Raw genomic sequence first — 13,894 nt, forward strand, 5'->3', positions numbered from 1 at the left:
GATGACGGACGAGCCACTTGGAGAACAGCGGCAACGCATCGACAAGTGGCTCTTCTTTACCCGTCTGGTTAAATCGCGTGCCTTGGCGCAAACCCTCGTTCATCATGGTTTTGTGCGTGTCAACGGGCAGGTGGTTCAGCAATCCGCCCGCCTGGTGAAGGTGGGAGATCGCATCGATCTTGCGCTGGAAAGCGGTGATAAGAGTGTGATCGTTCGCGCTCCGGGAGAGCGGCGCGGTCCGTTCGCCGAGGCGGCGCAGCTTTACCTGGACCAGTCGCAACCGCATGAGAAGCTGACCGCTTTCGAGCGGGCGCAGCGGTCAATCAAGGCTCTCAAATAGGGCCAAAGGGCCGTTTTTACGGTCGGAGAAATTTGAATCCTCCTATTGTTTCCTTGTTGGTGAAACGATCCTGTTCCGCCGTTTCTGCGCATTGTTCATTCTTGCAAAGCCCTGTCAAAGCCTTTAGGGACAGGGTGTAAAGCAGCTGTTCTGCTTTGCCTTCCCCTCAGCGCGGGCTTGCCTCGTGCCAGTGCCGGTTCTTCGTCCGACCGGTGCCGTAACGCTAGATGTCGTTGGAGTGTCTCATGACGTATGTCGTGACCGATAACTGTATTCGCTGCAAATATACCGACTGCGTCGAAGTTTGCCCGGTCGATTGCTTCTACGAAGGCGAGAATTTTCTGGTCATCCATCCGGACGAATGTATCGATTGCGGCGTCTGCGAGCCGGAATGTCCTGCCGAGGCGATCAAGCCGGATACGGAGCCGGGTCTCGACAAGTGGCTGAAACTGAATGCGGAATACGCGCAGATCTGGCCAAACATCACCGTCAAGCGTGATGCTTTGCCAGAGGCCAAGGAGATGGATGGTGTCGAGAACAAGTTCGAGCAGTATTTCTCTGCCGAACCGGGCAAGGGCGACTGATCGGCGCGATTTTTCACGAATCGCTTAAGGATTAGGCAGGCGCGAATCGTTGCATCCGTGTGACGGTGAAACCAAATCGTTGATTTACGCCAATTTTTGTGGTACACCATAAAAACTGTTCCACAAAGCGGCATTCGCGTGCCCAAAAACATCACGAAAGCAACAAAGCAACCAACGCGGTTTCCGTGACAAGTCATCTGTTTGGACGTTGTCGACGATAGTCGCGGTAGGGGTGTTGTTTTCGCGCGCGTTTGGCGGACCAGTATGGAGTCACCCGACGGTTCCCCCGTCTCATCCGGGCCTGACTGACCCGGCCCTGGCCATGGATGGCCGGGTGCGTAACAGGGAGTTTGTTAAACGAATGACGACCCAGCAGAAAAAATCTTCAGCGCGCCATGGATTCAAAACCGGTGAGGCCATCGTCTATCCGGCGCACGGAGTGGGTACTATCTCGGCAATCGAAGAGCAGGAAGTGGCTGGCATGAAGCTGGAGCTTTTCGTCATCGATTTCGAAAAGGACAAGATGCGTCTGAAGGTGCCGGTTGCGAAGGCTGTGAGCATCGGCATGCGCAAGCTGTCCGAAACGGATTTCGTCGATCGCGCATTGAAGGTTGTTCAGGGCAAGGCGCGCGTCAAGCGCACCATGTGGTCGCGCCGTGCGCAGGAATACGATGCCAAGATCAATTCGGGCGATCTGATTTCTATCGCGGAAGTCGTTCGCGACTTGTATCGCGCTGAAAACCAGCCGGAGCAATCCTATTCCGAGCGTCAGCTTTACGAAGCTGCTCTTGACCGCATGGCGCGTGAAATTGCTGCCGTGAACAAGATGTCGGAAACGGAAGCCGTTCGTCTGGTCGAGACCAATCTTGCCAAGAGCCCCAAGCGCGGCAAGGTCATCGATGAAGACGAAGCGCATGAGGAAGCCGCGTAAGGTTTCTTATCTGAGCATTATTGAAAAAACCCGGCGAAAGCCGGGTTTTTTGTTGGAACTTCTGACCTCTTGAAGCGTTGACCCGCCGGAATGGCGAGGAGTGCTGCCCAGCGCACACCCGCCATCGCAACGGAATACGGAACATTCGGCTGCCTTCGATTGTTCTGCACTCCGAGCCAGGGGAACATGAACGCATGATATTCAGGCCCATTTTAGAGCCAAGCAGCCTGCGGTCCTGCCGCCGGGCGTGCTCGCATGCGCATTTTTCAGGTCAAACAGTTTCATGGAGAGCGCTATGAACGCCATGTCCGCAGACCGCAACATGATCAAGATCGCCATGTCTGCCCCCTATCTCGCGCGCGAGGAGGAACGTGACCTCGCCGTGCGCTGGAAAGACGATCAGGATCAGGATGCCCGAAACCAGATCGCTTTGGCCCATATGCGTCTGGTTATCGCCATGGCATCCAAGTTTCGCGGGTTCGGCTTGCCGATGAGCGACCTCGTTCAAGAAGGCTATGTAGGGCTTCTGGAAGCGGCGGCAAGGTTTGAGCCAGCGCGCGACGTGCGATTTTCCACCTATGCCAGCTGGTGGATCCGCGCCTCCATGCAGGATTACATCCTGAGAAACTGGTCCATCGTGCGTGGCGGAACCAGTTCGGCGCAAAAGGCGCTTTTCTTCAACCTCCGGCGTCTGCGGGCAAAGCTTGCGCGGGGTGACAGCAACCTTACTGCCCTTGCCATTCATCAGGAGATTGCAACGGCGCTCGGCGTCAGCGTGGCGGATGTTCAGACCATGGATGCGCGCCTTTCCAGCAATGATGCCTCCTTGCAGGCGCCGTCGATTTCCGGTGATTCCGACAGTGCCGAGCGGCTGGATCTTCTGGAAAGCGCAGAGCCTCTGCCGGATGAGCAGGTATCCGGCATGATTGATGGGGAGCGCCGCCTGAAATGGCTTCAGGGTGCGCTGACCAAGCTGAATGATCGCGAAAAGAAGATTATCCGCGCGCGCCGCCTCACGGATGATGGCGCAACGCTGGAAGCGCTCGGCGCTGAACTCGGTATTTCCAAGGAGCGTGTGCGCCAGATCGAGAGCCGCGCCATCGAGAAGCTGAAGTCCGCACTGGTCAATCTCAACCCGCAGATGGCGGCGGCTTGCTGAAGACTGGAGTATTTCCGGTGAAAACGGGGTCGCCTGAAATACTCTATATCTTCGTTTTTACGCAGTCCGGGCGCAAAAGCGCTAACGCAGTTTTGCTGGACGTGCTCCATCCCCGGAAGGCGATGTGAAGCCGATGAATGTACCGGCTTCGTCACCCCTCATTCCTCTCAGGCGGTTGCCATGGATGCTGGCTGGCCACTGGTCGCTGTGTCCCTGCGATAGCCCGTATCGATGGTGACGCAGCCACCGACAGCGCGGGAAACGCAGGCGCACATCTTCACGTCCTCATGGCGCTCCTCATCGGAAAAGAAGACATCGCGATGGTCGATAGGGGCTGATGTTTCGATGACATTGACCGCGCACAGACCGCATTCTCCACGGCGACAGTCATAGATCATGTCGATGCCTGCCTCGATCAGCGCATCCAGCATTGTCTGGTCGGCGCGCACTTCAACGCTGCGTCCACGGTGCGGAACCGCAACGGTAAATGCCTGTTCGGCAAAGCGGCCGCTATCGCCGAAGACTTCAAAGCGCAGGCGGCTCATCGGTCTGCCGCTGGCGCGCCAGAGATTGCGTGCAGCCTCCAGCATACCGTGCGGGCCACAGAGATAGGCTTCTCCTTCCGGCGGCAGGCGTTCGAATTCGGCGGCCAGATCGAAAGCCTGCCCTTCCGCCTGGGCGAATGTCTGCAGGCGATCGCCAAGAAGATCGCGAAGTTCTTCGGCAAAGGCCATTTGCTCGCGGCTTCTTGCCCCATAGATCAGCCGAATGGACTGGCCGCGTGCCGCAAGCGCATGCGCCATGCCGTAAATGGGTGTGATACCGATGCCGCCCGCCACCAGAAGATAGTGGGATGCCCGCCAGGAAAGCTCAAACCGGTTTTCCGGTTCCGTCACTTCCGTCGTGTCACCGGGCTTGAGTGTCCAGATAAAGGCGGAGCCTCCGCGGCTGTTGGGATGCAGTTTGACCGCAATTTTCAGCGTGCCCGGTTCGCTTGGCAAAACCGTGTAGGTGCGTATCGCGGGACTGCCGCCAATCGTCACTTTGATATTGGTGTGCGATCCGGGATCGAACAATGAGCGCAGGCCATCGACTGCAAAGGTGACGGCGCGCACATCTTCTGCCGGTGTCTCGATGGCGATGACACGTGCTGCACGCCATTCCAGTTTGGAACGCATGAATACCTCCTCCAAATCTTGTTTGTCGCTCTGTTCAGCTCGACATCAAAGCCAGAGCCATCACCTTTCGGCGCAGATCGGGCTGTTCCTCCAGTACGAAGTCGAGATTTTGTCGTGCAAGCCGCGCATGTTCACGCGCAACTGCTTCGGCACGCGTCCCTTCCCGCAGCGCGATGGCCGAGACGATGGCCTTGTGCTGGCCCTGTGCAATGATGAGCGTCCGGTGAAAGGCCGGAACGTCCGCCTGCGTATTGACGAAGGCATTGGGGCTGGCAAAGGGAAGGCTGGTGATCCGCTCAATCTCCCGCGACAGAAGTTCGCTGCCGCAGAGGCTCCAGAGCTGACGGTGAAACGCGCCGTTCAGCATCTCGTAGCGTTCGAAATCGATCTCATGCGCGTTGGCCTGCATCACAAGATCGAGCTGACGCACGGCTTCTTCCAGCGCCCTCATCTCAGTCGGTCTCGCACCGCGTTCGGCCGCCAGTCTTGCGGCTGTGCCCTCCATAACGCCGCGGAGTTCGATGGCATCGACAACCTCCTGCTTGCTGAAGGAGCGGACTGCATAGCCGCCTGATGGTATCTGTGCCACCAGTCCTTCCTGCTCAAGCCGCTGCAGGGCGCTGCGAAGTGGTGTGCGCGATACGTTGAGACGCTGCGCCAGAGCCACTTCCGACAGTCTTTCCCCCGGCTCGATCTCGCCCGCAAGGACGAGATCACGCAGAGCCAGAAGCGCCTTGGCGCTTTGCTGCTTCGGTTCGCGCTCGGTTTCGATGCCCACCGCCTTTACTCCGCTGCCACTGCGTGCGGGTGCATCTCCGCATCGATCATTCTGTCGATGAGCTTGCGCGCCCACATCGAACCGGCATCGATGTTGAGGTTGTAGAACCTGTGGTCGGGATTGGCGTCGATTGCCAGTTGCTGCGCTTCCAGCACCACTTCGTCCTCGCGGAAGACACCCGCCACGCCTTCACGCAGTTCATGCGTGCGGGCCTGATTGCCGAGGTCGTAATTGCGGGCGAATGCCCAGAAGTACAGACAGGTCTTTTCTGTCGAGGGGGTGATTGTGTTCAGCACATAGCCATTGACGCCCTTGGAGCGGTCGCCATTCTTGGCGCCGGTTCCGGCTTCCGCAACACCGACATCGATGGTGACCGTGCAGGGCGCTTCGAAACGGATGATCTGCCAGCGGTCCACCTTGCCGGGACGGCCATATTGCTTGGCCCAGAAGGGTGGCGGATCGATGTTTTCCATCCAGCGGGTGATATAGGCGAACCGGTCGGAATGGCTTGCTTCAAACGGAGCCTCCGCCACGGCGCGGTTGCCGATCGAGGAACCATGGACGAAGGTTTCGTGGGTCAGGTCCATCAGGTTGTCAACGACAAGGCGATAGTCGCACTTCACCTCGATCAGCTTACCATCGGCGGCCCATTCCGGGTCCTGGTTCCAGTGCATGTCCGGGATGAGGGCGGGATCTGCCAGTGCCGGATCGCCGGGCCAGATCCAGATGAAGCGGTGCTTTTCGGCAATCGGATAGGATTTCACGCAAGCCGAAGGATTGATCGTATCCTGCGAGGGCATGTATACGCAGCGGCCGGTCTCGTCGAATTCCAGGCCATGATAGCCGCAGATCACATTATCGCCTTCCAGGCGTCCAAGCGACAGTGGCACCAGCCTGTGCCAACAGGCATCGGCAAGAGCCACCGGCGAGCCGTTCTTCTTGCGATATAGCACAACCGGCTTGTTGCAGATGGTACGCGGCAGAAGCGCGTGCTTCAGCTCCACATCATAGGCAGCTGCATACCAGGCATTCATCGGAAATGTTGGTTTGGGCATGGTTATTCCTCCTCCTAATGAGAAAGATTGGCCTAATGTATACATTCTGTCAATTGATATGGTGTCTGCGCTCAAAATTGTGAGTTTTTCGCCGCATTGCGGCAATCACTGTATACAGGCGGATGAAGGCGGTCGGAAGCAAGCCGTCGAACTTCGCGCGACGCACCGTTCGAAGTCCCGGTTGCAGCCTTATTCGGAAATGATCTTCACCCGCTGGCCGGGGACGATGGCAGCGCCCGTCGGCAATGCATTGATCAGTCGGAAGAGGTCGAGCTTACGGTCTGTGCCCATCATGCGGGCGGAAAGCGTGGTGATCGTGTCTCCCGGCTGTGCGGTGACGACGCGTACGCGAAGCGGCTTCAGGCTTGCCGCTTCCTGCGGGGTCATCTTGCGGAAGCTGTTGCGAAGCGTCTCCGCGGTCGCCTGCAGCGTCGTGTTGCCTTTAGGCACGGCGGTCAGGAAGCGGAAGATCCGCTTGTCCATCCGCACGACCGTCACATCGAAATCCCAGCGCTCTGCCGAAGCCTTGGCAGTGGCGGCGGGCAGGCCGTTAACGGTTGTGTCCTGCACCGTGTTGGGCAGCAAGCCGGCCACCCAGCCGCTGGTCAGATAATTGGTCAGGCTCTGGTTTTCCGGCGCTTCCACGCCATCGAAGCGGATTGCGGTTTCATCCGGCCCCGTTGCCAGCACAGCCTCCGCCTTGTTGTCGATGCGGAAGCCCGGCGGCACATCGAAGCGAATGCCAAGGCCCCCATGCAGGAAGGTCTGATCGCGCACATAGCCTTCTTCCGGGCTGTCGCCGTAAAGCAGGCCGTCAATGCCGGTCAGATAATAGTCGCGGCCCCGGTCGCCAACCGTTCCTTCCTGTCCGAAGGCGCGGGCGTGCTGGCGTGCCAGTTCCACGCGCTGCGGCGCGTTCGGGTGGCTGGACAGGAAGTCGAGGCTCTGGTCGGTTTCCGGGTCAACGGAAGAGAAGCGGGCATAGGCGGCCATGGAATCCAGGAAGCGTGCCGCCGCATAGGGGTCGTAGCCGGCTTCGCCCAGCATACGCACGCCAATGACGTCGGCCTGCAATTCCTGTTGGCGCGAAAAGGCGGCCAGCCGCAATTTTCCTCGGGCCAGGGCCTGTTTTCCGGCCAGATCGCTGGAGAGAACTTCCGCGACCACACGGCTGGCTATCACTTCCGCTTCCTCGCGCTTCTGGCGTTCGATGCCGTGATTGGCGGTCACGTGACCCATTTCGTGGCTCAGAACCGCGGCCACCTCGGAAGCATCATTGGCGAGTGCCAGCAGGCCGCGCGTGACGTAGAGATAGCCGCCGGGCAGCGCAAAGGCGTTGATGGCCGGAGAGTTCAGAATTGTGATGCGATAGGATTGGTTCGGGTTTTCTGAAACGGCAGTCAGGGCACCGGCAATGCGGGCCACCAGCCGCTCCGTCTTGGCATCGTGGTATTCGCCGCCATAGCTTGCCACGATGCGGGGATGCTCGCGGGCGCCCATGGCCGCGCGCGGATCGTTCTTCTGCACCGTATCGACAATTTGCGGATTGCTGGAAGGCTTGAGATCCGTCGTATAGGTCTGGTCGATGATGGATTGGCAGCCGCTCAGAACAATGGCGGCGGCCAGCAGGCTCGACATGGCGCGCAAGGGTGCGCTGCGCCGCGCAGGGCGGTTCATGCCGTCCACCGTGCCGACAGCCACTGTGCCGGCGCTCTGATCACGTCCAGTCGGAAATATCATTCTTCCAAACCCGCCATCCGGCGCATCCTGCGGCATCCACGTTGGCCGCGATCTCCTGCGTTCATCGCGGATGGCCAGATCACTTGCATGAACCATACCTGTTCCAGAAAGGAATAGCTGGTGCAAGCAAGCATCATTCCGCTAAATTCTGCAATGCGGCATTGCATTGATGAACGTCCAAAATGTGGCGGAGCCGATGGCCACATTGTCCGCACATCTCAATCGTTTCGAATCTGCCCTCCATCCACCTGCAAAACAGTGGCGCCCAACTGTTCAAGGTCATCGGCATTGTGGCTGACAAGGATGATGGTCTGCCCGGTTTCACGGTGCAGATCCTTCAGCAAATCCGCCATTTTGTGGCGAAGATCACTATCCAGTGAGGCAAAGGGCTCATCCAGCAGAAGAACGGGCTTTCGGCGAACAAGGGCGCGGGCAAAGGCGGCGCGCTGTCTTTCGCCGCCGGATAGCGTGCCGGGCTTGCGATGACCAAGTTTGGCAAGGCCCACACGTGTCAATGCGGCAGCGATCCTTTCCCGGTCCGCCGCGGTCAGTTTGAGGGCAGGGTGAAGCCCAAGCGCGATGTTCGTTTCCACATCGAGATGCGCGAAAAGGTTGTTGTCCTGAAAAACGATGGAAATCGGGCGCTCTGCCGGATGAAGCGCTGTCACATCCTGACCGTCGATGAAAACTGCCCCTTCAGAGGGCGTTTCAAACCCGGCGATGAGGTTGAGAAGTGTCGATTTTCCCGCGCCGGACGGACCCACGATTGCGGTCATGGAGCCTGTTTCGATGCGGCAATCGAAGGCGAAGTGCCTGTCGCCGAGCCGAAGCTGAACGGCGCGCAGCTCAACCATGGTTCTCGTCACGTGCCCGTTCTCCGGAATTCAGTGTGCCCAGCATTGTCAGACCAAGGCAGATAAGGCCCAGAAGCAAAGCCAGTCCATCCGCATCGTTCGTGCGATAGCTTCCCATGCTGCTATAAACAAGCCAGGGCAGTGTGAGGAGATCCTGCGAACTGAACAGCGCGACGGCGCCCAGATCCCCGAGCGATAGTGCCATGGCGAAGGAAAGCGCCATGAGGAGCGGCTTTCGCAGAACCGGCCAATCGACGATGCGCAGCTTCGTAAGGCCGAAAAGCCCAAGGCTTGCGCTGAGACGATCCGTCTGGGCCAGATGGGTGCGATAGGCCGGTTCCAGTACGCGGATCACAAAGGGAAGCGCCATCAGCATGTTGATGACGGCAATGATGAAAGGGGCAAGCCTGTTCACCTCGCCAAACCCTCTGGCGAAAAGAAACCAGCCGGTTCCAAGCACCAGGGGCGGCACCAGCAGCACGAGGGAGGACAGGCTGGAGAGGGCCAGGTTCATTGTTTTCAGCGACCAGCGCTTTCTGCCCGTAGCGCGAATGGTGGCTTGAGCACGCAGTATGGCAAGCGCTGTGAAAACAGACATCAGCCCCGCCATCAGCGCGATGATAAGGCTCGTTGCCAAAGCCTTGTGGAAGGAGGCAGAGGCGGCAAGCCGCACAAGGTCGGCATTCAATCCACGAATCAGGATGGCTGAGAGAGGCAGCAGCAGGAACAGCGACGCCAGCAGAATGACCGCTCCATCCCATGTTCTCTTGCCGGAACCCTCTCCATCGAAACGGCGCAGCCGGCGGCCTTCGCCGATCCGGTCATCCTCTGCCTTCGGAAGCAGGCTGAGCGCGATGAGGATCAACACCGTCAGGCCGATTTGCAGCAGGGAGAGGGCGACGGCGCGAGGCGGATCGAAATCGAAACGCAGCGATTGGTAGATGGCCACTTCCAGCGTGGTCGCCGCCGGTCCGCCTCCCAGCACCAGAACCAGCGTGAAACTTGTCGCACAGAGCATGAAGATCAGCCCTGCGGCACCTGCCATGCTGCGCATGAGAATGGGAAGCTCGATCAGCCGGAAAATGCTCCAGCTCGACATGCCGAGGCTGGCGCTCAGACGCCAGTATTCCTGCGGCAGCCGCTCCAGTGTTGCCAGCAGCAGACGTGCCGCGAGCGGCAGGTTGAAGAAAACATGCGCAAGGAGAATGCCGCTCAACCCGTAAATGCTGATTGGCTCTCCCACGCCGAGGCCGGCCAGCATGCGGTTGAACAGTCCCTGCCGACCGAAAATCCCGATCAGTCCCAGCGCGCCGATCAGCACCGGCAGTCCCATCGGAAGCGCCATCAGGCGGATCAGCCAGATGCGGCCGGGAAAGCGCGTCTGCCGGGCGAGCGCCAAGGCAACCGTCAGACCCAGCAGAATGGATAGCAGGGTTGAAAGCACCGCCTGAAGCAGCGTGAAGCGTATAATGCCGATGGTATAGGCATCGAAAAGCAGGCCGCTGGAAGGCGCTGCCGATCCGAGAAGTGTCAGAACGGGAAGCAGGATGACCAGCGAGATCCCGGCCAGAATGAAAAGCCCCAGGCCGAGGCCGAGCCTTTGCTGCCGTCCGGTCAGCATATTGCGATGCGCCTCACTGCATGCTCATGGCGGCAAGCCATTCGCGGATCCAGGCCTGCCGGTTCTTCGCCACCTCATCCGGCGACATCAGGAAGGTCTTGTCCACCTCTGGCAGTTTCGAGAAAGCCTCCGGCAGGGGATCTTTGGTGGCAGCTGCCGGCATCATCCAGTTCGTCGTGGGGATGATGGTCTGGAACTCGGGAGAAAGCGCAAAGGCCAGGAACTCACGCGCAAGCTCTTTGTTCTGCGAGGCTTTCAGGGCACCTGCCACTTCGATCTGAATGTAATGACCTTCCTCGAACTTCGCGGCCTTATAGCGCTCGGTCTTTTCCTCCACCATGTGATAGGCCGGGGAGGTGATGTAGGAGAGAACCATCGGCGCCTCGCCCTTGGTAAAGAGGCCATAGGCTTCCGACCAGCCGGGGGTCACGGTCAGCACCCGGTTCTTCAGCTGCGACCATGCCTCGGGGGCCTTGTCGCCATAGACGGATTTCACCCACAGCAGCAGACCCAGACCGGGTGTTGAGGTGCGCGGATCTTCGATCACGATCTTCTGGGAGGCATCGCCTTCCACCAGTTCCTTCAGGCTTTTCGGCGGGTTCTTCAGGGTTTCGCTATCGTAGACGACGGCGAAGTGGCCGTAATCGTAAGGCACGAAGGTTTTGTCCTTGAAGCCGCCGGGAATTTTCGCCGCTGACGTATCAATGCCGTGCTCTTCGAAAAGCCCTGTCTGTTTTGCTTCTTCGATGAGGTTCGTATCCAGTCCCAGCGCGACATCGGCCTTTGAGGATTGCCCCTCCAGCTTGAGGCGCGTCAGAAGCGCCACGCCATCCGCTACGCCGACGAAGTTGACGGTGCAGCCGCAGGTCTTCTCGAAGGCGGCCTTCACCTTCGGTCCCGGTCCCCAGTCGGAGAGGAAGCTCTCATAGGTATAGACCGTCAGGCTCTTCTGGTCTTGCGCCTCGGCCGGACTGAAAAGAACGAGGGTGGAAAGTGCGGCTAGAGAAAGCTTCAGGGATTTCATCTTTTCAACGCCTCCAAATATCTGTCACTTGGGAATAGGGCGTCGATGGAAGCCGTCTAATCCCTCCGCCGGTCTTAACCGGATCAGGTTCCGCGGGTTGGCTGGCTTCCCCCAGCCTCTCAGCCACTCATGTGGCACCCCGTTAGAGCAAGGCAGATGTACTCAGAGCCGTTGTTCTTGGCAAGCGGCAGTTCAGCGGTTCGCGACGGCAAGCGCCCGAAGCTGGCGAGGAACGGCAGCAAGGCCACCTGCGCGGTTGGCAACGGCATAGGCAACGGTTTCCTGCAAAATGTGCGGCATGACCGGCTTGGTCAGCACGCCCAGGGTTGCGGCATCGTGGCCTGCCAGTTGTTCGGGATTGGCAGTCATGAAAACGACGGTAATGCCAAAGCGTTCGGCAAGCTCCCGGCCGATGGAGGGGCCGGTGGCACCATCCGACAGATTGACATCCACGAAAGCAATGTCGGCAAGGGGCGCAAGGCGCAAGGCATGCTCGCGCGCACTGGCAAAGCCGCTGACTTTCAGACCCATCTCTTCCACCGTTTCGGCGATATCGAGAGCGATCAAAAATTCGTCTTCTACGATCAGAACTCTTTGATTCATGGCTGCATCTTCCAGCCGACGACGCATGACTTGAGTCGACATGGGACCATCCCCTTGGTTGAAACCTGACCGGCAGGACCTTCATGTCCTGCCATCACAGTCCCGAACGTGCCAATTTGGGAATTGTTCCGGTATTGGTTGATGCTGTTGAATGCTAACGGAAAGTTAACTCCAACAATTACTTATGGATGTAGAAGAGATGTGTCAGCCCTCAAGTTGCTCGCGCAGCATTTCCAGTTCCAGCCATTCCTCTTCCATGGCCGTCAGCTTGGCGCGGAGGGCTTCCAGCTCGGCGGCAATCCGGTTGAAGGCGGCGGCATCCTTGGTGAAGAGGTTCGGATCGGCCATTTTCGCCTCGCGGGCGGCAATGTCCTTCTCGATCTTCTCCATCTCCTTTGGCAGGTTCTCCAGCGCGAATTTCTGCTTGTAGGACAGTTTTGCCTGGCTCTTGGGCTGTGCCGGGGCGGAGGCGGTTTCGGCTTTCGCCTTCTCGCGCTCTGCCTTCTTCTTTTCCTCCAGCGCACCGCGGCGCTGCGCCATCATATCGGTATAGCCACCGGCATATTCGATCCAGCGGCCATCCGGCGCATCCGGGTTCGCCGGCGCAATCGTTGAGGTCACCGTGCGGTCGAGGAAGTCGCGGTCGTGGCTGACGAGAATGACGGTGCCGTTATAGCCCGCCACAATTTCCTGCAACAGGTCCAGCGTCTCGATGTCGAGATCGTTGGTCGGTTCGTCGAGGATCAGAAGGTTGGAGGGCCGGGCCATGATCCGTGCGAGGATCAGGCGGGCGCGCTCGCCACCGGAAAGGTTGCGGATTGGCGTGCGCATCTGCTCCGGCTGGAACAGGAAGTCCTTCATATAGCCTGCCACGTGGCGCTGCTCGCCATTCACCAGCAGGTTTTCGCCGCGACCGTCGGTCAGGTAATGGCTCAGCGTGTCGTCGGGGTTCAGGTCTTCGCGCTTTTGATCGAGTGTTGCGATTTCAAGATTGGTGCCAAGCTTGATGGTGCCGGAATCGGGCTCCAACTGCCCGGTCAGCATTTTCAGAAGCGTCGTCTTGCCCGCACCGTTCGGCCCCACGAGGCCGATGCAATCGCCGCGATGAACGCGCAGCGAAAACGGCGCGACGATCTGGCGTTCGCCATAGCTCTTGGTAATGGCTTCCGCCTCGATCACCAGCTTGCCGCTTTCGCGGCCTTCGCTCACCGATGCCTGAATCGTGCCCTGCGGGCCGCGATGGCCGCGATATTCGGCGCGCAGATTCTGCAATTCGCCGAGGCGGCGCATATTGCGCTTGCGGCGGGCGGAGACACCATAGCGCAGCCAGTGTTCTTCACGCTCGATCTGGCGGCCCAGCTTGTGCTGCTCGATCTCTTCGGCTTCCAGCACGTCGTCGCGCCAGGCTTCGAAATGGGCAAAGCCCTTGTCCATGCGGCGGGAAAGCCCGCGATCCAGCCACACCACGGCGGTGGAAACCTTTTCCAGGAAGCGCCGGTCGTGGGAGATCAGCACCAGCGCGCTGCGGCTCTTCTGCAACTCGCCTTCCAGCCATTCGATGGTCGGCAGGTCCAGATGGTTGGTCGGCTCGTCCAGCATCAGGATGTCTGGCTCAGGCGCCATCACACGCGCCAAGGCGGCGCGGCGCGCTTCACCGCCGGAAAGCCGGTTCGGATCTTCCTGTCCCGTCAGGCCGAGATGGTTCAACAGATAGGTCACGCGGTAGGGGTCGTCGCCCGGTCCAAGGCCCGCTTCGCAATAGGCCTGTACCGTGGTGAAGCCGTTGAAATCCGGGGCCTGTTCCAGATAGCGGATGGTGGAGGAGGGATGACGGAACACCTCGCCCGATTGCGCCTCGACCAGACCCGCCGCAATCTTCATCAGCGTGGACTTGCCCGAGCCGTTGCGCCCGACCAGGCAGATGCGGTCACCCGGTTCCACCTGCAGGTTTGCGCCGTCGAGCAGCGGTGTTCCCCCGAAGCTGAGGCGAATATCGTCGAGCTTGAGAATAGGAGGTGCCATGGGAA

General features: G+C 59.4%; 13 protein-coding genes and 1 riboswitch. Of the genes, 4 read left to right on the forward strand and 9 right to left on the reverse strand.

The features are described 5' to 3' along the window. Position 1 precedes the first annotated feature (1 nt). From ACFSE1_RS12520 to ACFSE1_RS12535, 4 genes are all read left to right on the forward strand, one after another. Positions 2 to 340 (forward strand): RNA-binding S4 domain-containing protein, encoded by a 339-nt coding sequence (locus ACFSE1_RS12520; protein ID WP_377401640.1) that lies wholly within the window; start codon positions 2 to 4, stop codon positions 338 to 340. Between the two features lie 245 nt (positions 341 to 585). Continuing rightward, positions 586 to 924 (forward strand): ferredoxin FdxA, encoded by a 339-nt coding sequence (gene fdxA / locus ACFSE1_RS12525; protein WP_377401643.1) that lies wholly within the window; start codon positions 586 to 588, stop codon positions 922 to 924. A 361-nt stretch (positions 925 to 1,285) separates the two neighbouring features. Then, a complete protein-coding gene (locus ACFSE1_RS12530) occupies positions 1,286 to 1,855 on the forward strand; it encodes a CarD family transcriptional regulator (RefSeq protein WP_377401645.1) in 570 nt (189 codons plus the stop codon). A 295-nt stretch (positions 1,856 to 2,150) separates the two neighbouring features. Next, a complete protein-coding gene (locus ACFSE1_RS12535; RefSeq protein ID WP_377401648.1) occupies positions 2,151 to 3,014 on the forward strand; it encodes an RNA polymerase factor sigma-32 in 864 nt (287 codons plus the stop codon). A 167-nt stretch (positions 3,015 to 3,181) separates the two neighbouring features. On the opposite strand, the gene ACFSE1_RS12540 is transcribed toward ACFSE1_RS12535, so the two are convergent. The 9 genes from ACFSE1_RS12540 to ACFSE1_RS12580 form a co-directional block, all read right to left on the reverse strand. Further along, positions 3,182 to 4,192, reverse strand: a complete 1,011-nt coding sequence (locus tag ACFSE1_RS12540) for a PDR/VanB family oxidoreductase (protein WP_377401651.1) — start codon at positions 4,190 to 4,192, stop codon at positions 3,182 to 3,184. A gap of 34 nt (positions 4,193 to 4,226) precedes the next feature. Beyond that, positions 4,227 to 4,970, reverse strand: a complete 744-nt coding sequence (locus ACFSE1_RS12545; protein ID WP_377401654.1) for a GntR family transcriptional regulator — start codon at positions 4,968 to 4,970, stop codon at positions 4,227 to 4,229. 5 nt (positions 4,971 to 4,975) lie between these two features. After that, positions 4,976 to 6,025 carry an aromatic ring-hydroxylating dioxygenase subunit alpha gene (locus ACFSE1_RS12550; protein WP_377401657.1) on the reverse strand — a complete coding sequence of 350 codons (1,050 nt, stop codon included), beginning with the start codon at positions 6,023 to 6,025 and terminating at the stop codon, positions 4,976 to 4,978. Positions 6,026 to 6,214: 189 nt separating this feature from the next. Further along, entirely contained in the window at positions 6,215 to 7,663 is a 1,449-nt protein-coding gene (locus ACFSE1_RS12555) for a M48 family metalloprotease (RefSeq protein WP_377402204.1), read from the reverse strand. Positions 7,664 to 7,983: 320 nt separating this feature from the next. After that, on the reverse strand, positions 7,984 to 8,619 hold the full coding sequence (locus ACFSE1_RS12560) for a thiamine ABC transporter ATP-binding protein (protein WP_377402207.1): 636 nt from the start codon (positions 8,617 to 8,619) through the stop codon (positions 7,984 to 7,986). Beyond that, complete coding sequence (locus ACFSE1_RS12565; RefSeq protein WP_377401660.1) at positions 8,612 to 10,240, reverse strand: thiamine/thiamine pyrophosphate ABC transporter permease ThiP; 1,629 nt, start codon at positions 10,238 to 10,240, stop codon at positions 8,612 to 8,614. Before ACFSE1_RS12565 ends, ACFSE1_RS12560 begins: the two co-directional genes overlap by 8 nt. 13 nt (positions 10,241 to 10,253) lie before the next feature. Beyond that, entirely contained in the window at positions 10,254 to 11,264 is a 1,011-nt protein-coding gene (gene thiB / locus ACFSE1_RS12570) for a thiamine ABC transporter substrate binding subunit (protein ID WP_377401663.1), read from the reverse strand. 43 nt (positions 11,265 to 11,307) lie between these two features. After that, a riboswitch (TPP riboswitch) is annotated at positions 11,308 to 11,416 on the reverse strand. Between the two features lie 40 nt (positions 11,417 to 11,456). Further along, positions 11,457 to 11,909, reverse strand: a complete 453-nt coding sequence (locus ACFSE1_RS12575; protein WP_377401666.1) for a response regulator — start codon at positions 11,907 to 11,909, stop codon at positions 11,457 to 11,459. A gap of 162 nt (positions 11,910 to 12,071) precedes the next feature. Next, complete coding sequence (locus ACFSE1_RS12580; protein WP_377401669.1) at positions 12,072 to 13,889, reverse strand: ABC-F family ATP-binding cassette domain-containing protein; 1,818 nt, start codon at positions 13,887 to 13,889, stop codon at positions 12,072 to 12,074. Between the last annotated feature and the right edge of the window lie 5 nt (positions 13,890 to 13,894).

The sequence above is a fragment of the Affinirhizobium helianthi genome (assembly GCF_042680945.1).
GTDB classification, from domain to species: Bacteria; Pseudomonadota; Alphaproteobacteria; order Rhizobiales; family Rhizobiaceae; genus Neorhizobium; species Neorhizobium helianthi.